Below are 18,656 nucleotides of genomic sequence, written 5' to 3' on the forward strand. Positions count from 1 at the left end.
TACTGGGCCTTCCAGAAATGGAGCCTCTGTTTCTTAGACCCTTTCTTCTTTCCGGAAGTATCCAGGTGTTCGAAGACGACCGTATCCACGTTATACTTTACTGCCTGTTCCACGATAAAGGACGCTGTCTTTACCGCGATATTGTCATTGATGCCGTTTACCGCAGCCCACAGGCGCGGCATTCTCTTTGCTCCGTTCCTCTGGGCTTTCTTAAGCCGTCCCGCTGCATGGTCCAGACAGTCGTTTTCTGCAGGAAGGGAAAGAAACTCCCTTCCTGCGACCGTGCCGTCTGCTTCCATGACACAGCAGGTACAGGCATTGTTGATCCCAAGGTCCACGGCAAGGATCCGGGTGTTCCAGATCTCCTTTTCTTCCAGTTTTACTTTTTCCTGGAAGGAAAAGTCCAGATACCACTTCTTTCCCCTCTTCCGTAATACCGGGACACATTCTTTCCGGTCCCGGCAGTAACGGAAGATATAATCCGCATCTGACTTTCTTAAGTTTACCGTTACCCAGTCCCAGGTATTACGGACCCAGACTTTTACCTTTGCGGTATAGTCGGAAATGCGAACGTAGCAGCCTATCTTATATAAGGCAGGACAGGTAAAACCGGCTTTGGGAAAACCTGGTTTCCTGCCTCTGGTCTCTGGGTTTTCCTTTTTCCAGGACTCAAGGCGGGAAAGATAAGAAGATACAGAACCAAGGGCTTCTGCAATGGCAGCCCGGCGGTAGTAACTTGGGAACTTGTAAAACTCCTTCCCGAAGTCATACTTTACTTCCGGGCGGCCAGACGTAATGACCGTGGTCCTTTCTACTGCATTGACCCGTTCTGTCTGTGTCCTCAGCCGGAACAGTTCTTCATTCTCCAGAAGGATGACCCCTATGAAGAAGTCTACAGACCGGCGGTACAAGTTCACCGTATCCTGGAAGATACGGGTAAAACAGTCGATCCTCACACTGTAGGTAGTGAAGATATCCATAAAGGTTCCTCCTTTCGAATTTCTTATCTTTAATATGTAAGACATTCCACGAAACAACTGTTTTTTATAAGAAATCTTACTGGAACAGCGAATCTAAAGAAGCCGCTAACTCACGACTAAAGTCACGAGAATGCGCAGCTGAAATTTTCAATTGTGGGCTATTGTCTTAGAGGTAGGAGATTTCTTGCTTTTCTGCAAAACTATCCTCCTTTCATATATTCCTAATATGTCATTTTCAAAAAGAAATAGCTAATTTCTGTACCAGACTGCTTAACAGCCGGTTCAGGCATTGGTACCCTGTACACTTTTGGAGAGCCAAGCGGGAATCTTTGAGAAGTCAATTGCTGAGATGAAAGTGTCTTTTAATTTTCTTATAAAAAGCAGCCAAGTTTTCCATAAAATGACATATTAAATAAGAAACAGGAAAGGAGGTTCCGCATGCCAAAAACAAGATAATAAATTGAGAAACGCCGTAGAACCACAACAAAGGAGCCTTGCTTCAGGCCGGCACTCCAAACACTTTCTAGAAAGAAGGTATTTATGATGAATGAACTATTAGTTGAATATGATGACATTATAATTGGTAAACGTGATAACTTTTCAGAAATGTATTTTAACAAAGAGAATCGGCAAAATTCAAAAAATGCACTAACGGTTATTAGGTATTCAATCACAAAATACCTTCGCTGGTCCAAAGAAGCCGTTAGTGAAAGAATGACACCAGAACTCATGGAAAAACTGCACCTGCAGGATCTTATGAAATATGTCAATTTCCCAATTGAATATAGTAGGGAAAAAGATTATTTTTACTTAGCCAATTTAATCTTTACCCCCCAGAGTCTTTCTTTAAGAGATAAGACTATTCATATTTATGAACAGATTATTGATGGCAAAATTTCAAAATATCCTAAAGACTATTTTTCTGGAAGCGATGGCTATGTCAGAGCAGGTATCTGCTTACAATATATGGTCACACATTTTGTATCATTTTCATCCATCAATGAACTTTACAGTATTTTTGCCTCAGAAGAAGGATATTCTTTATTAAAGAAATATAAACTTCTTACCACTTGCCGTGAAACCTTTGAAACACCTGTAGATTTCCTTCACTTTGCGCTTCCAGATCACCAGAAAAACAATTTTTATTACAATTATTACCGTTTTAAATTTGGGCGTGAAATGATTGCACCAAATGGCAGGAAACAAAAAAATCAATATAACTACAAGCTGGAAGGAGATTTAGAATGATTGTCAGAATATATAATAAAAATTACAGAATTCATAATAACATAGCCATGTCTGCTAAAAAAACAATCCTGCGAATACTGGAGATCGTAAGAATGCATTCAGATAACCGTGGGTTCAGTGCCTATTATGTAGGTTTTGTTGTTATGATGTACATTGTATCATCTACGATCTTAAGTGAGTTCAGTACAGATAATATAAAAGAAATCTCAAGCGAAATTGAAAAAGGCTCCTCGGATTGAGGAGTCTTTTTCTTGGAGCCTGTTTCTCATTTATACTTCTTACTTGCATGATGTTCTACGTCATCTTTTAAATACAAAGATCTTTGGGATGGGTCCAGTTCTTTAAAATTATCATACAGCTGCTGGTCTATTTTTTCGACAGGGCCATGGATCCGTCCATCTTTAAAACCTTTCTTCTTTTTTTCTTTATTAATCTTGCAAGTCGCAAGTGACAGAATACATCCAACAATAAAAAATATTACAAATACCATCAATAGCTGGAACCGGTTTGAAAAAAATGAAATTCTAAATAATTCCCAAGTCATGTCATGAAATCCTTTCTGTGTCATAAAAATCTTTTTTGTCAATATCCAGGGTTCTTGGTTTTACATGGACCGTAATGTCCGGAGCTGCAATTTCACGCATATTGGAAGACTTGAGTCCACTCTTATCTTCTTTTACACGGATAATCTGTTTTTCAATCAGCAGTTCTGATGTCCCATCTGGCATCTCCACTTCTACTTTTACATCATAGTTCTGGTAAACAATCTGCCATTCAATATCATAGATCCGGACCTTTCGTTTCAATGAATATTTACCCGGCAGTTCTGGACAAAATCTATATGCAAGGCTGTCTGTAATTGGATACTCTGATACTAAAGCATTTCCAGATGGACTTAGAACTGAAAGAAGGATATCTCCTTGTACTGTATACTTTTTCAAATTCGAATGGTTTTCTGCATCAACAGAATCAATTGTTACATTGACAGTGACCCCCTCATTAATTGCTGTAAAACCTGCAATATAATCATCCACTCCTTTTAATATCTGATCAGGTGTTTTACTTTTATCAATAATTCCCTTATCGATCATGTCTTTTAAAGTATTCTGTATACCTGTATCATTTTTCCACATATTGTACATTTTATCATATAAATCTTTCTGAGCCGTTGTCCATTTTGATCTGTCCACATCCCAGTTCATGAAAATCTTATTGATATCTTCATTATAAGCATCCGAATCCATAATCTTTATCTCACTGGAATCAGTCCCAGGGATTCCACCAGCTTCAAGCTGCTGGATCGCCTTTCGTATATTTTCTATTTCTTCTTCCGTCCATGTACGGGAACTGCCATCCGGCATTTCGTCGCCTGCCAGGTCCATTTCACCTTTAATCCAGTCATAATAGTCCTCCATGAACTTGTCAAGTTCTTCCTTCTGTTTCTGAGCAAAGGATTTATTATTTTTCCTAGCTTCCTCTACCTTATTGAATGCGTTTTTCTCATCCTCTGTAAGCATATCAAGATATTCATTGATTACATCCTCATCTGCTTTTTTCTTTGCCATTGTCTCACTGATACACGGAATAATAAAATCATCTACATAAGTATTTTTATCCTGGCTTCCCAAAAGTGAATCCCAGATATCTGGGGCTGTTGCCCATTTAGAAGGGTCTTTGTACTCTGTGCCGTCATTTTGGGGCTTATACTGGTTGTAGCATTTATTACAGATCACATTTCCAGAAGAATATAAGTGGCATCCATACTCTTCGGTATACATATACTCTGGCATTGCAACTTTACTGTCAAAACTTTTCCCGCATATTCCACATGTTATTTCACTGTGGGAAAGATTATCAAAGAATTTTTCTATTCCAGACATATCTTTCTGTTTTTCTTCTATGAAAGAGCCGAAAGCCATCTGCGTCATACTTTTATTTTCATAGCAGAATTTTTGCAGATTATTCCCAATGATCTTACCGCAATCGCAAAAATCATTAAATCCATAAACCTTTCCACATTTTGAACAGACATATTTGATATCCTGATAATTCTCTTTATCAACACTATAGAGAAGTGTATCCTTAAGAAAATCTTCTTTATCCAGACGCTCCAGGTCTTTAATTTTACTCTGGTCACCTTTTGCTGCATTCATCCGGTATTCATCTTGTACATGTTTCAGTATTCCGTCATAGAAAGAACTTCCATACCCAGTTTCCCCCATATCTTTTCCGGCAATATTGTCTGCATTTTCTTTAGAACTGCTTCTGACCCAGTTTAGAAAGGCTTCCCCAGCTTTACGCATTTCCTCATAGAAATCATCCCCCGTACCTATTTCCCCTGTAACAGGGTTTTTTCCTTTTAAAGCTTCTTCTAAAGCTTTCCTCAGCATCTCAGCAGCTGATTTATTTGCTTTTTTCTGCTGCTCCTGGGCATTTTTCTTTTCATTTTCAAACTTTTTCTGAATCTCTGAGTTCTGTGAACCAATTAATTTTATAAATTCTTCGTAGGATAATGTTTCTTTTTTCCTGCTTGGCAGTTTTCCTAAAAGATCTTTATCTGATACCAGGCCCGAAATGATTGAAGTTCCATCGTTCAGCTTTCCATCCCCTGAATCAATCAAAGTTCCATTGGAAGATATTTTTTCCTTGTCCTGGGTGTATTCTTTCGTCACCTCATCCATGGACCTATAATCGTTTTGAACCCGGAGATCCGCTGCTGAGATACTGACAACGTCACCCACATAAATATCGTGGTCTAAAGATGATGCAGCGTTAGCATTCGTAGAAAACAGCATTACAGCGGTTACAGCCATTGCTGTCAGTGATTTTAATTTGTAATGCATAAGGATCCTCCTTTTTATTTTAATATGTTATTTTTTACTCAAAAGAAAAAAAAGACAAGGGACATTCAGACCCTGCCTTTTTCTTCAGCAAAATATACAGCTTCTTCCGCTTCTTTTAAGATTTCTTCATCTTGTACGATGTCCGCAAGTAAAAATCCCATATCACCGCTTTGCTGTGTACCGAGCAGATTACCTGCTTTCCTCAGATTGTAATCTGCTTCTGCAATTTCAAACCCATCATTTGTCTTTTCCAGTACTTCCAATTTTTCACACGGTTTATCAGAAGTATTGATAAAGATACAATAAGACTGGTCTTTTCCTCTTCCTACCCTGCCCCGTAGCTGATGCAGCTGAAGCATACCAAAATTATTTGCGCCTTCAATGATGATCACTGTTGCATTTGGTACATTGACCCCGACTTCCACAACCGTGGTTGCAACCAGGATCTTTATTTTCCCAGAAGCAAAATCTGACATCACTTCATTCTTCTTCACCGGGTCAAGTTTTCCATGCACCTCCCCAACTTCGATACCCGGATAACACATCCTGAACTTTTTCGCTGTTTCTTCCACACTCTTTTTCCCATCATCATCCCCTGATACCATAGGACAGATTATATATGCCTGATGCCCTGCCCAAAGTTCCTTTCGCAGGAGATTATATGATTCTTCCCTGTTATTTTCATCCATTGCATAATTAATGATCGGGCTCCTTCCTGCCGGTTTATCCCTCATAATAGAAATATCCATCGCACCAAAGATAATATTTCCAGTAGTCCGGGGAATCGGTGTTGCAGTCATGATAATGGTATGGACAGGGCGGCTGCCTTTCTTTGACAGGGCATCCCTTTGTTCAACCCCGAACCTATGCTGCTCATCAATAACCGCAAGGGCAAGATCCTTGTATGTAACTTTATCCTGTATAATCGCATGGGTTCCAATAATGATCAGGCTTTCACCGGAAGCTATTTTTTCCCGTATCTTACTTTTTTCCTTTTCCTGCAGGGAACCAGTTAATAACACAGGATGAAATTTTTCCATCTTACCTGTTTTTTCAAGAAGCCCACAGAGTTCACGGTAGTGCTGTGCTGCGAGTACTTCTGTCGGCGCCATCAATGCAGACTGAAAGTGGTTATCTGCCATGATTACCATAGACAGTAACGCAACCAGTGTCTTTCCACTTCCAACATCTCCCTGAACAAGCCTTGCTGCGACCAGTTCCTTTTCAAAATCCTTACGGATATCTGAAACTGCCTCTTTCTGTGATCCTGTGAGGTCATACGGAAGTTCATCCAGGATTTTATCCATGGTTGGCGAATCATGAATACGGTAATAATTAAGTCCCCTGTGTTCTGCTTTATCCTTTAGTGCAAAAATCAGGTTATAAAATTCCTCAAACACCAGTCTTCGGCGTGCTAATCTCTGACACATTGCGTCTGCTGGGTAATGAATGCAACGGATTGCATCCCCTTTAGATATCAGCTGATACCGTTTTAGGATCTCTGCATCCAGGGTTTCTTCTGGATCTTCCATCTCGATCAGATATTTCTTTACAAGCTTAAACAGAGTTTCATTTGTAAGCCCTTTTGTAAGAGGATAAACAGGTGTCAGGGAATTCATAATCTTCTGATATTCCTCTGCTTTCATGAATGTAGGCTGCATAAGGTATTTTCTTCCTAAATATTCATTTACGGTTCCAGAGAAAACATAATATGAACCGTATTCAAGGATTTTGCTGATATAAGGCGCATGGAACCATTTGCAGGATGTTTTCCCTGATTGGTCTTCTATATTCAAAGTCATAAGACCTTTTTTTCCTTCATATGCCCTATGGTTAATTCTGCAATATATAGAACATTTTTCGCCAGCCTTCATATCAGCTATCCATATAGGAAATGGATGTTCTTCATACCTTCTCGGATAATGTTTTAAAAGATCATCTGTGGTCTCTATCTTCAATTTTTTTAATAAATTAACTGTTTTTTTATTTATGCCATCTAATTCTGAAATGAGCATACTTGCCTCCGGAACTGAAATTTCTTTTAATATGTCATATTAGACATATTGGAAGATATTTTTATAAGAAATTTTCAGTTCATCTTTTTTCGAACATTAGACAGTGTATGGTAATATCTTGTACGTATCTTTTCTTTATCAATCCCCAATTCTTTTGCAATCTCACTAAAAGATTTACCTTTAAATATTCTTAGATATATAATACTTTTTTGATATTCCGGCAGTTTTTTCAAAATTTCTATCATTTGCTCAAATTTAATTTTGTTAAAAACAGCTTCTTCAACCATACTGTCAATTTCATAGGTATTAAAATAAGAATCCAAACTTTCCGTTGAATATGAATCCAAATATACCATACCTGCTTTATTTAATAACTGACGCTCTCTTTTAACAATTTTCATACTGAGGCCTGTTTCTTTTACGATATCTTCATCTGTAGCCAATATCCCTTCTTTTTCCATTCTTTCTTCTGCATTCATAACTATACGCCTAACTTTTGCGTAATGAGTAGAAGGTATATTTTTTAAGTAATAAACGTACCCTGTCATTTCATGCAGAATATACATTCGGCTATATGTTGTAATTGTATATGATCCATCATAATATGCAAGCGATTTTAACAAGCCAACCACTCCACACTGATAAAGATCTTCCAGATAATCTAGCCTGTATGAATTAAAATAATCATGTATAAGCGAGTAAATGTAATTATTATAATACCTAATTACCAGATCCTTAGATTTCTTAGATAAGAAGTTATCATCACTATGATACAGTTCATACAACTGATGGTCTGTTAACCTTTTTGTCTTGGTGCAGTAACTTTTTTCAAACATAATTCCATTTTCTTCCAGTTTTTCCCTAGCATATGCTGATAATTCCAAATCGTCTGAAAGTATACAGCCTTTTAAAATATTAACATTTTTCAATTTCATAAAATCTCCTCCAGATTATTATTTCATTCATTCTGTCAGATAATGTCAAAAATGTGCTAGGTGAATCCAGATAATTATATTTTTTCTTAAAAGAAATGCTTTTATACAATTTGAGTCTGTCTAATTATTCCAGTGAATTCACGCATTGTACGCTGACGCTTAGATGCGAGGGTATTCTCCGCGGCCAGGATAAAAAAACGCCTAACTCACAACTTAAGTCATAAGCTAGGCGATAGAATCAATCAAAAATGAATTTTATGAAACTTGTACTTATCTACGGAAGTTACAATCTCTTCATGATCAACAGAAGCTAAAAGTATATGATCATAACGTTCCATAACCTCTTCAGTCAGAAGCGTTCTGAATAAGGAATTGATAGCATCTTTGTCCATTGATTCCATACGGTCAAATACCAGGATTCTTGTCCCTGAAATGGTAGAAATCATATCCATCAAAGTGAGAACTGCAAGCTGTTTTTCACCATCAGACAGAGCTTTCAAAGGAAGGAAACAAGTTCTTCCGTGTGGACGGCATTTTACCTCAAGGCCGTTATCACCCATTTCAAAACGGATTTCCGTATCATGGAACACAGTCTTAATAAATCCGTTTGCATGGTCACGGAAAGGCTGCAGAAGAAAATCCAGAATCGTATTGGTAAGAAGTCCCTTCTTAGGTTCTGCTTTCAATACAAGACCACAATACAGTTCATACATTTTTTTCAGAACGTGATACTTATCCATTGCTTTACAACATTCATTAAAAACAGAAATCTGCTGTGCATACATACTGTATCTTTTGGATTCATTCAAAAGATGTTCTGCAGAGGGAACAGGTTTTGGTTCAACAGGAGCTTCCGGAATAGATTTTTTAAGTTCCTGAATACGGAGATAAAGATTACGCCTGTTTTCATATTTCTTGACTTCTTCATTCATCCGGTCTCTTCTCTCCAATATTTCAGAAAGCTGCCGTTCCATGATCTTCTGCTGTTCTTCCGTCTGTTTAATATTGTTTTCAATATCCCTGATATTATTTTCGATATCCATCTTGCATCCGGTTTTATCAGTATTACAGGTCAAACGGTCACATAAAGGACAAATCTTAGAATCCAGATTCCTTACCATCTTATAAAGAGGATTGCAGGACTGTCTTAAACTGGATATATTCCGGACACACTGTTCTATACTCTGCCTTGTTATATTTTCAGAATTCTGAATTTCCCGCAATGCATTGGCGTCATAATAAGAGACCTGTCCCATACTGTTATACTCTTTGACCCAGGCTGTATACGTCTGGATAGCACGGTTTCGTTCATCGACTCTTTTTTTATAGACAACCCAGGATTTTTCCAATTCCTTAATAGCTCCGAGTTCCTGGTTAACGGTATACAGTCGGTCCAAGACTGTATTATTATCAGGAAGTGGCAGTGTTCCTTCATAGGTTCCTCTTTGCAGCCATTCATTTTTCTGTCTGTTCAGGACTGCCCTGATTTCAAACAGAGTCTTATATACGTTCGTAACATCTGCAATCGTGATTGGAGCAGGGGCCTTAGGGAACAAAGGCCGAAGGATTTCCGTTTCTTCAGCAGTCAGCCCTGCAAGCTCTCTCAGTTTTTCAAAATCCATCGTAACAGGAACGACTGAAATCAGGTATTTTGCAAAATCAGGCATCTCCATACCAATTAAGACTTCGGATGATGTTGTAATGTCCAAAGCCTTTACAGATCCCTGCAGACGGTCTTCAAGAAGTTCTGTTAAAACTTTTGCAGTAACTTTTTTCCCATTAACAGTACACTTGGAAGGTTTAGATTTCCTTGCATAAAAAGTTGTTCCATCTGCAAAAGCAACTTCTAGTTCTTTTATTCCAGAAATACGATATCCATCCGTTTTACCAGTAATAAAAAACTCCCATAATGTATTCTGTTCCATTCCGACAAAAGCGGGATTGCTGATCCCAGAAGGTGCAATCTGAATATTTCCATATTCGCATTCAGCTTTCCTTTTCTGAACATTCTGGACAAATATTTTTTCCCTCACATTTTCTCCGTTAATACGGTATGTATCAGGAAGATAATACTCTCTTCCAATTTCTGTATCCTGTCCATCATCAACAACAGCAAACACGGCTAGATGATCTTTTCCATGGCGAATAGGATCATCTGGCAGAGATCCATTTAAAAGATATCTGAGTGCCTGCTGCAGGGAACTTTTTCCTTTTCCATTTTTCCCAATTAAAACATTAATTTTAGACAATTCATATACACCATCCGGACAAGATTTAAAGTTTTCTACTTTCAAATTTTTGATCTTCATGTTGAGATCTCCTTTCTTCATAAAATATATTTCACATTTAATATGTAATTCCAGATGATTTACAAAGAAAAAAGCCACATTTCTGTGGCTCATTCCTGTTAGTTACGAGGTGGAAAATAGAAAGAGACTTTGTCTCCGTCTATTTTAAGACCTGCCTGGAAATATTTCTGTTTTTTATCACTAAAAAAACCTTCCAATACCGGAGTCTGCCCTGCTGTAAATAATGCTTCTGCCATATCCTGTTCCATTCTTCTATGGCATATCTCATAGCTTACAATAGGCTTACATCCTTTTTCACATATCCATCCGTATGGGCCTTTGATGATCTTCCCTCCGCATTTCGGACACCTTGCATATAAATCAGGCATTTCCGCTTCTTTGGATGCAAATCGTTTAAACCCAACTTTATAAAAAGAACCATCTGCAGTTTTTTCTTCTTCCAGAACAAGAGTTGCTTCAAATTTGGATCCATCCTTTTTGGTAAAGCCTGTAAGAGGACCAATTTCCCCTTTGTTAAGAAGTTTTTTTACCTGGCTTTCTGTAAGCATCTTTCCGCAGATTTTACCAATGGCAAATTTACAGCCGTTCTGATATTCCGAACATCCATATCCCCAGTTCATCTTTCTAAGTGGGTGACCACACACCGGGCACATAAGCTCTGTTTCAGTATTTTTCTTTACCGGATCTTCAAACTGTTTAAATTCATGGTCCATAGTCTCTTTCACAGCTCCTTTTACATAATCCAATATTTGTTCCTGAACTTTATCAAAACACTCAGACCCTTCACGGACATGTTTCATGTGGAGTTCCCATTGTGCAGATAGAACTGGATCCGTGATACTCTGGCCATCCAGATACTGGATATAGGAAATTCCCATAGGCGTCATGTAAAGGCCTTTTCCTTTTTCCATCATATAGCCGGTAGATAACAGGTCTGAAATAATCTTTGCTCTGGAAGACGGCATTCCGATACCTTCCACCTCTTTCATAATTGTTTTAAATTCAGATTCCGGCATATATTTTTGGATGTTCTCCATTTCTTTCAACAGAGTTCCCTGTGTAAAACGGGCTGGAGGTTTGGATACTACTTCATGGACATCTTTTTTATCAATATCCAGTTTCTGCCCTTCTTTTACATCAGGAAGAAGGTTTTCTTTTGGCTTAGTATCAAAGATAGCCGTAAATCCTTTGTCTACAACAGTAGAACCTTTACATATGAAAGGGTTACCATCCACCTCAAGATAATATTTTCTTTTTTCTTCTATAAGATCTGGAAGAAATATTGCAAGAAAACGTTTATAGATCATTGTGCAGATATCTTTCTCCCCTTTGGACATCTCTGTATAATCTGGTTTCTTGCCAGTGGGGATCAGTGCATCATGGGATGTTTTATTTACTTCCGTGTCATTAACAAAGCGCTTACTACTGGAAGCTTTCCGAATATCTGCCGGGGTAATATTTTCTACAACCTCTGAAAGCCCAGGAACGGCTGCAACAGCCTTTAAAAGTACAGGAAATTCCTTTGCTTTTTCAGAAGAAACGTATTTACCCTCTGTTCTTGGGTACGATACGACTTTTTTCTCATAAAGAGACTGGATGAAATTCAGCACCTGCTCAGGAGAATATCCATACTTTTGTCCAGCTTCATACTGGACATCAGTGAGCTTGTAAAGCTGCTGTGGCGGTTTTTTTTCATTTTTTTTCTCGACTTTTTTTACAATGGCAGTATCACCAAGACTCTTAAGAAATAATTCCGCATCTGTTCTTTCCGGATATGCAAAATCCTTTCCTTCTTCATCAATCAAGGTCGCTGTAATTACCGGATCTGCAGTAATGATTGTCGGAAGATAAGAACTTTTTTTTACAAAATTATCAATCGCACGGCAGTTATCATATACGAGCTTTAAAGTGGGGGCTTTAACCCTCCCAACTCTCATATTCATGTTTGTTTTGACTGTATATGCTACAGACAGGTTGAATCCAATAAGCCAGTCGAACATTGCTCTTATCCAATACGCCTGTGTCATACCTACATCACGTGGGTTTGTATGAAAATCTGTAAGGTTTGCAAATGATTTCATGATTTCTTTACTTGTCAAGTCCTTTTCAAAAAAACGAAATACCCTAAAGTTCTCAAGGTGCAGATATTTTTCAAGGAGGGCGTAAATTCCATTTCCTTCCACATCACTGTCGGTACCTACAATGATCGCATCGTAATTTCCATTTTTCAGCATATCACGAATCTTTTTTACAATATCTTTCTTTAATGGTTTTACAAGAAAATCATCTGGAACCATAGGAAGTGTAAGATCTCTCCACTTTTTCTGCCACTGTGAATATTCTTTTGGTTCCATAAGACCACATACATGTCCTGCGAGCCCAACAAAATCAATCTGCCCGAGAGGACAGCCTGCTGCCTCATAAGCACCTTGGGCAGCCTGCATGGAAGATAGTTTTTCTGCTATATATAAGTACTTCATAAGAACCTCTTTTCACAAATTTGAAATCCACGGAATCTTCTTTTCCTCTGAAAAATCTGTATTTTCACGGATGATTTCCTGAAGGATTTTCATTGATTTTTTTTCTTTAGGTTTTACTGGATCAGGACCCGTTTCAAGGATCCATACGACAAAGTCATAGCACAGTTCAAGGTTTGGAATGATAATGTCGTTAATTTCTTCCTCAGTCGGCCACCATCTTTTCCTTTTAACGTAACAGTTTTCAACAGACTGGCATAATTGCTCATACTCTTCCATAGACATCTTAATTCTCTTCTTATCTGATACCAGTTCAAAATTATCTTCCAGGAGTTGCTTTAAGTTCTGATATTCCACTGAGTTTTCAATGTCTTTATGTCTCAACAACAGGACAAGGATGAAGCCAAAATGATATTTCACCAAAGGTTTAATACATTCATTTGCCTGTTTTACATTTGGAAAATCCTTTATCTCAAGAAAATCAAGCTTTTCAGCTATTTCATACGCTTTTAAGTAATCATTTAAGTTGATTTTCCATTTTTCAATTGGATTTTCTATATCATTCTGAAAAGACATATAATGTTCAATACCCTCATCGATTCTGTCATTTACATACTCCCTTAATGCATCCCCCTCCTCTGTTTCTGGAATACCATTCTCATTTTCAACAAGCCACGTCAAAATAGAAAAAAAATATCCGGTCATATAAGAAGATATCTCCTCAATTTCTTTTTTTGTAGGCAGTCTTGATAACCTGCATTTGAGTTCAGAAACTTTTTGACACAGCTGATCATATTCTTGATATGAAACAGTTATTTTTTGCATAGTATAAAGCTCCTTTCTACCACAGACATCGTCATCCAGTTTATATTTCATTTACAATATGTCATTTTTTATGAATATCATCTGCTTTTTATAAGAAAACAGGAGAATACTCCAGCCTTTAAACGCAACGCAGGCAGCGGGTAAGTTCACGGAAAATAAGCAGGCACCGTTTCCGATACCTGCCTATTGCTCATTTGGATACAGATTTCTTATCTTTTAGAAATTTGTCTGACTACTCTGAACAGCTGAAGCCAACAGCATGCAGCTAGTTTGTTTCGTAAATCTGTCTGTTCGACACGTGGGAATGCACTGCTAGATTTTCAGAGATGGGCATAATTTCTTTCGGGACCAAATCTTTGATGATAGATTCGTTAATTGGTTTCACCTTCCAATCTGCATATTTTTCATCTGCCTTCTGTGGTTCTTTCTTTTTGGCCGTAAAAACAGATGTGCTTCCCGGAACACTAGACTGTGCTTGAATTTTACTCAATCTTTCAGCAAGGATACTGCTCTGCTTGCTCTTCATTCTTTTTTCATTTTGAATAGCTTCTTTCTTAATTTTTTCTTTACGTTCAGTTTCTCCCTTTTTTCGAGCCACATCATTAGGGTTTTCAGTCTCAGGTTCTGTCTGTTCCTGATTACCAGGATTATCTCCAATATCTACTCCAGCGTTTCCGCTAATATTACCGCTAGTGTTTCCACTAAAATTGTTATTTGTCTGAGGAGGCTGAGTTTCAGGGGTATCAATTTGTCGGCTTTTTACATTCACCGAAATGATATTGGAACTTACAGAAGAATCTGTACCACCAATTTCCGCACTCAGATTAGATGCAAAAGCTGCATTATTTGTTTTCTTATTCTTTTTATTGTCATTTGCAAAAACAAGTTTTCCGGCTGTTTTTGTAGCAATCTCACTTCCATCTGGAATAATTTCAAGCTTTACCTCAGAAACCTTGTTTTTTCCAACTTCAATCTTGCTTCCTGGTTTAGATTCTCCAAGAAATACCTCTTTTCCATCAACCGTTGCTGTCACCTTAATATTTGACGTTCCAATAAAATCTGGAATTGTAATCTCTTTAAGAGTAACGAAAGTTGGTGTTGTAATGCTGTAAAACAAGCTGCTGGTCTGTCCATATGCAGTCATATTGATAGAGTCAAAATTAAGTGCAAATTCTTTATCGAACTCAATGGCATCAGAACCGTTCTCCTTGTATTCTTTGCCTTCATAAGTTAAAGAAAGCGCCGGTTTTCCAATAGAAGCAGTTTTAAATTTTGTGGAAAGGCCGCTTTCAAAATCTGCTGTATTTTGGTCCTTTGTGACGTTTACCAATGTTTTACAAGAAACTTCGCTAACCCCTTTACCAGCAGATTCTTCATTTAATTTCAGTACTACGGAAAAATTAGCTTCCATACCAGGGTAAGAGCTGATCTTAGGAATAAAAACAATTTTTGTAACATTTGTATATCCAGAAAGATCAATGGAAGCTGTAATAGGAACTTCCTTTTCGCCATCACTGCATGAAATCACTGCTTGTCCACCTTCAAGATAGGTATTTGATCCCACATCGATTCTTTTTACATTTAAAGAAGGATCTAATGTGTATGTTATTTTTGAATCAACAACATCCAAATATGAAACAGAAACCTCCTGTACAAAATCATCAGTAGGAGCAACTTCATCATTTTCCTGCTTCATCTGTAAAATGACCGAATTTCTGATGTCGCATTCCGTTTCTGGTGCCTGGGTTTCCGGTGCCTGTGTTTCCGGTGTCTGGGTTTCCGGAGCCTGGGTTTCTGGTGCCTGGGTTTCCGGAGTCTGAGTTTCTGGTGCCTGAGTTTCCGGAGTCTGAGTTCCTGGTGCCTGGGTTTCTGGGGTCTGAGTTCCTGGTGCCTGGGTTTCTGGGGTCTGAGTTCCTGATGCCTGGGTTTCTGGGGTCTGCGTTTCTGATCCTTGGGTTTCCATGGTCTGGGTTTCCGATGCCTGTGTTTCTGAACTTTGGGTTTCAGAATGAACTTCAGCCTCAGTATCTGCCATTACAGTTTCATTATCCGCATAAACATTGAACATCGGAACAGTACCGCATATTACAGACATAGCTGCGCAAGCTGCACAAATAAATGGTCTAAAAAATTTTTTTACCATTTTCATATTCTCCTCTCTAAAAAATTTTATGATGGAATCTCATATCATTCTTAATATGTCATTTTTATTTTAAAATAACAAAAAAGGCAGCCTTAGCCACCTTTTAAACCTCCCCGGAATATTTTAAGTTATACAATCTCTCATAAGCCGTCGCTACAACAGGTAAAGAGGTTGTGCATTCATCAGACTCTACGATATGCACAATCATATGAACAAAAACCTGACATTCTGTTTCCGGCTTCCTTAAATGAAAATTATCATCTCCAACATTCCACTGACCAGAATGGGAAGCTATCATTCCTGCAATATCTTTTCGGATAAAATCAGGAAGTTTCTCTTCCCATTTATCACTTGATAGATAAGTAGCAACATATTCCGGATGGGTAAACTCCTCCTTTTGACCGTTTCCAAATACCATTGCATCATGTAGGAGTAGCGCAGAACGGATACAGTCACGTTCTGATGCAGTAAACTTTTCCCTGAAACACTCCAACCTGAAAAGTTCATTTGCTATCACCATACAGCTCTTCGTATGGATCACGATTTTATTGTCCAGGCCGTTTATCCTTTCAAGAAAATAATCCGGCATGTATTGCATAATTTCCAGTGTGAATTCTCTGATTTTCGTACCAACGGTTTCAAAAGAATTCAGCTCATTTGAAAAAATATCCAACACTTCTTTTTCTGATCTCATAAAAGTTCCTCCTTATAGGGCGTTTTATAAAAAACTCCTTTATTCATAAATTTCACTTCATCTTTAATATGTATTATTCATCAACAACACACAAAAAAGCAGCTAAAGCCGCTTTTTCACTCATCCCCTTCTTCAGAAAATCCAAAAGTTGCAACCGCTGCCTGAGTTTCCGTTTCAGATTCCGTCTCTGTCTCTTCTTCCGTTTCCGCCTCTGTTTGAATCTCTGTTTCCCTATATACTTCAGAAGCCTGAATTTCTGTTTCGGATTCTGCAGCTGCTTCCACTGCAGAAGGTGCAACTGAAGATACCTCAGAATCGCTCTCAGTGATTGTGGAAGAAAAGAAGGATATGCGATCTCCGTATTTAACAGAATCAAACCCCAATCCACTGAATTCAAACCAAGAATCCTGTGCGATCTTTTCATCCTTGTCCATGCGGCGAGCACATTCCTCAACGATTGATAATTCCCCTACCGGATTCAAAGATTCATCTGCAACAAGAAGATTTCCATCTTTTGTATATCCATAAACAATGCCTATAGATTCTCCTGCATTTGAGGAATAAAGGGAAACCGCAACACACTGGTCAGCCTCTATCAGCTTTCTTACCCAAGAAAGGTCTTTTAAGGTATTCATATTCTGACCAAAACGTGAAGGATCATCCCGATTAATGAATGGACATCTAAGAGTGGCCATTACGTTATCCTCTGTTTCAGTCTGTGTATCAAGGGTAGATGCCTTATAGCAGGTAAGGATTCCTCTTTTGTCAGGCAAAATCTTTGTCAAAAACCGTCCAAACCCATTATCATCAAAGTATATCGTATTAATAAAAGGAATTTTTAGACAGTGTACAAAAGAAATCTGTTCATTGTACAGGCGTATTTCGTCAGAAGAGCCAATGTACCAGGCGTCTTCATTTTCACGATGCTGCAGTTCATAATGTTTACCATTTTTGTATCCGTAAGCGTACACTTTTTCAGGGAAACGTACCCATCCTGTATAATTACAAAAACGGTATCCCCACATGGTCCGAACGACCCCTCCAAAAGTCTTGGATTTGTAATCATCCGGCCAGAAGATAATATCATCAATCTTATAGGGCGTACTGAGTGATGTATCGTTCTTCTTGTCATCATTCGCAACTTGTTTTACCAATGCTGAGCTTGCATTGACAGGTGAGGTTTCTGTGACATACAGTTCAGCATAATCTGTAATTCCATCGTTATCAGTATCGCTTTTCCACGGATTAGTGCCGTTTTCTGCTTCTAAAGCATTACTTAATCCGTCTTTATCAAAATCTGCATCCGGATGATCTTTTAAGTATGTCTGATAGGTCTTTATAGCGGAAACATCAGGAGTAATCGGAACAGTATTATCTGTACTGGTATGATAAAAAAGAGGTGGCACATAGATAGCAAGAACAAGGGCTCCTAATACACCCGCAGTAATAAGTCCTGTCTTTTTTCTTTTGGTCAATTTTTCCTTTACCGCTTTTCCATCAACTGCATAGATAACTGTCATTTTAATTTTTTCACGTTTTTTATGACTTTTTGCATCTTCCACTGCTCTTGCTCTGTTTCTTAGTAAATCATCCAATTTTCTCACCTCAAACTTTTTATTTTAATATGTCAGATTTTTAGATTTCTGTCATTTTTACGAAGAAAAGGCGGACATATCATTCCGCCTTTTCCATATCCACCATAGATAATCCCTTTACATAAGCATCAGCATTACCTTATATCGTATCCAGGGGCACTGCCGGAAACAGTTTCCATATCAATTCCACAAGATAACCAGAGTTCTAAGAACATATCCGGATTCTCTGGATAGCTGATTGAAGCTGCTTATATATCAGGCTACTCATCCCACCCAGCCACCGCCTTGGATTTGCACAGGCTTTTTCCGGAAGCCATTCACAAATACCTCAGGCTGATTTTTACAGCAAGATAAAAAGAGAGGAAAATAATGAGTTATGGTCTGATCAACGAAAAATGATATCAGGAAAAGCAGATTAGAACTAAGGAGCTTGATTTTCTGCCGTCATGCAAAAAGCAGTTTTTCTGATAACTCTACAGAATCCATTGCATTTTTATTGACGCACAAATCCCAGATATTTCCATAACAAGTCCCCGGCTCAATGACTCCTTTATGTCTTCTGTTTTCCATCGTACATCTCTCCCTTCATTTA

The 18,656-nt window shown here is 38.1% G+C and carries 14 protein-coding genes; 2 read left to right on the forward strand and 12 right to left on the reverse strand.

The annotated features are described in order from the left end of the window. Positions 1-980: IS200/IS605 family accessory protein TnpB-related protein (locus tag AB5916_RS01845; RefSeq protein ID WP_368189025.1), on the reverse strand; the 980-nt coding region annotated here is incomplete at its 3' end. 540 nt (positions 981-1,520) lie between these two features. Here AB5916_RS01845 and AB5916_RS01850 point away from each other — a divergent pair. Together AB5916_RS01850 and AB5916_RS01855 are read left to right on the forward strand one after the other, a co-directional pair. Next, the gene (locus tag AB5916_RS01850) at positions 1,521-2,228 is read left to right on the forward strand and encodes a hypothetical protein (RefSeq protein WP_368189026.1); all 708 of its coding nucleotides are present in this window, start codon (positions 1,521-1,523) and stop codon (positions 2,226-2,228) included. After that, positions 2,225-2,467 carry a hypothetical protein gene (locus AB5916_RS01855; RefSeq protein ID WP_368189027.1) on the forward strand — a complete coding sequence of 81 codons (243 nt, stop codon included), beginning with the start codon at positions 2,225-2,227 and terminating at the stop codon, positions 2,465-2,467. Before AB5916_RS01850 ends, AB5916_RS01855 begins: the two co-directional genes overlap by 4 nt. A gap of 26 nt (positions 2,468-2,493) precedes the next feature. On the opposite strand, the gene AB5916_RS01860 is transcribed toward AB5916_RS01855, so the two are convergent. From AB5916_RS01860 to AB5916_RS01910, 11 genes are all read right to left on the reverse strand, one after another. Beyond that, positions 2,494-2,772, reverse strand: coding sequence for a hypothetical protein (locus AB5916_RS01860; protein ID WP_368189028.1), 279 nt, complete (start codon positions 2,770-2,772; stop codon positions 2,494-2,496). Position 2,773: 1 nt separating this feature from the next. Continuing rightward, a complete protein-coding gene (locus AB5916_RS01865) occupies positions 2,774-5,071 on the reverse strand; it encodes a hypothetical protein (RefSeq protein WP_368189029.1) in 2,298 nt (765 codons plus the stop codon). 65 nt (positions 5,072-5,136) lie between these two features. Beyond that, the gene (locus AB5916_RS01870) at positions 5,137-7,086 is read right to left on the reverse strand and encodes an ATP-dependent DNA helicase RecG (protein WP_368189030.1); all 1,950 of its coding nucleotides are present in this window, start codon (positions 7,084-7,086) and stop codon (positions 5,137-5,139) included. Positions 7,087-7,160: 74 nt separating this feature from the next. Then, positions 7,161-8,021 carry a sigma-70 family RNA polymerase sigma factor gene (locus AB5916_RS01875; protein ID WP_368189031.1) on the reverse strand — a complete coding sequence of 287 codons (861 nt, stop codon included), beginning with the start codon at positions 8,019-8,021 and terminating at the stop codon, positions 7,161-7,163. A 242-nt stretch (positions 8,022-8,263) separates the two neighbouring features. Next, entirely contained in the window at positions 8,264-10,330 is a 2,067-nt protein-coding gene (locus AB5916_RS01880) for an AAA family ATPase (RefSeq protein ID WP_368189032.1), read from the reverse strand. Positions 10,331-10,428: 98 nt separating this feature from the next. Then, positions 10,429-12,810, reverse strand: a complete 2,382-nt coding sequence (locus AB5916_RS01885; RefSeq protein ID WP_368189033.1) for a DNA topoisomerase — start codon at positions 12,808-12,810, stop codon at positions 10,429-10,431. A 12-nt stretch (positions 12,811-12,822) separates the two neighbouring features. Further along, positions 12,823-13,683 carry a hypothetical protein gene (locus AB5916_RS01890; protein ID WP_368189034.1) on the reverse strand — a complete coding sequence of 287 codons (861 nt, stop codon included), beginning with the start codon at positions 13,681-13,683 and terminating at the stop codon, positions 12,823-12,825. A 214-nt stretch (positions 13,684-13,897) separates the two neighbouring features. Beyond that, positions 13,898-15,328 carry a hypothetical protein gene (locus AB5916_RS01895; protein WP_368189035.1) on the reverse strand — a complete coding sequence of 477 codons (1,431 nt, stop codon included), beginning with the start codon at positions 15,326-15,328 and terminating at the stop codon, positions 13,898-13,900. 550 nt (positions 15,329-15,878) lie between these two features. Then, the gene (locus AB5916_RS01900; RefSeq protein WP_368189036.1) at positions 15,879-16,469 is read right to left on the reverse strand and encodes a hypothetical protein; all 591 of its coding nucleotides are present in this window, start codon (positions 16,467-16,469) and stop codon (positions 15,879-15,881) included. A 116-nt stretch (positions 16,470-16,585) separates the two neighbouring features. Then, positions 16,586-18,064 carry a hypothetical protein gene (locus tag AB5916_RS01905; protein WP_368189037.1) on the reverse strand — a complete coding sequence of 493 codons (1,479 nt, stop codon included), beginning with the start codon at positions 18,062-18,064 and terminating at the stop codon, positions 16,586-16,588. Positions 18,065-18,508: 444 nt separating this feature from the next. Next, complete coding sequence (locus tag AB5916_RS01910; RefSeq protein WP_368189038.1) at positions 18,509-18,634, reverse strand: hypothetical protein; 126 nt, start codon at positions 18,632-18,634, stop codon at positions 18,509-18,511. Between the last annotated feature and the right edge of the window lie 22 nt (positions 18,635-18,656).

The sequence above is a fragment of the Blautia sp. 1033sp1_1033st1_G9_1033SCRN_220408 genome, assembly GCF_040929965.1.
Taxonomy (GTDB): domain Bacteria; phylum Bacillota; class Clostridia; order Lachnospirales; family Lachnospiraceae; genus Blautia_A; species Blautia_A ammoniilytica.

Bases quoted from the DNA above. Each gene is read 5' to 3' on its own strand.
- AB5916_RS01850 (WP_368189026.1), top strand. From the start codon at position 1,521: ATGATGAATGAACTATTAGTTGAATATGATGACATTATAATTGGTAAA.
- AB5916_RS01855 (WP_368189027.1), top strand. From the start codon at position 2,225: ATGATTGTCAGAATATATAATAAAAATTACAGAATTCATAATAACATA.
- AB5916_RS01860 (WP_368189028.1), bottom strand. From the start codon at position 2,772: ATGACTTGGGAATTATTTAGAATTTCATTTTTTTCAAACCGGTTCCAG.
- AB5916_RS01865 (WP_368189029.1), bottom strand. From the start codon at position 5,071: ATGCATTACAAATTAAAATCACTGACAGCAATGGCTGTAACCGCTGTA.
- AB5916_RS01870 (WP_368189030.1), bottom strand. From the start codon at position 7,086: ATGCTCATTTCAGAATTAGATGGCATAAATAAAAAAACAGTTAATTTA.
- AB5916_RS01875 (WP_368189031.1), bottom strand. From the start codon at position 8,021: ATGAAATTGAAAAATGTTAATATTTTAAAAGGCTGTATACTTTCAGAC.
- AB5916_RS01880 (WP_368189032.1), bottom strand. From the start codon at position 10,330: ATGAAGATCAAAAATTTGAAAGTAGAAAACTTTAAATCTTGTCCGGAT.
- AB5916_RS01885 (WP_368189033.1), bottom strand. From the start codon at position 12,810: ATGAAGTACTTATATATAGCAGAAAAACTATCTTCCATGCAGGCTGCC.
- AB5916_RS01890 (WP_368189034.1), bottom strand. From the start codon at position 13,683: ATGAAATATAAACTGGATGACGATGTCTGTGGTAGAAAGGAGCTTTAT.
- AB5916_RS01895 (WP_368189035.1), bottom strand. From the start codon at position 15,328: ATGAAGCAGGAAAATGATGAAGTTGCTCCTACTGATGATTTTGTACAG.
- AB5916_RS01900 (WP_368189036.1), bottom strand. From the start codon at position 16,469: ATGAGATCAGAAAAAGAAGTGTTGGATATTTTTTCAAATGAGCTGAAT.
- AB5916_RS01910 (WP_368189038.1), bottom strand. From the start codon at position 18,634: ATGGAAAACAGAAGACATAAAGGAGTCATTGAGCCGGGGACTTGTTAT.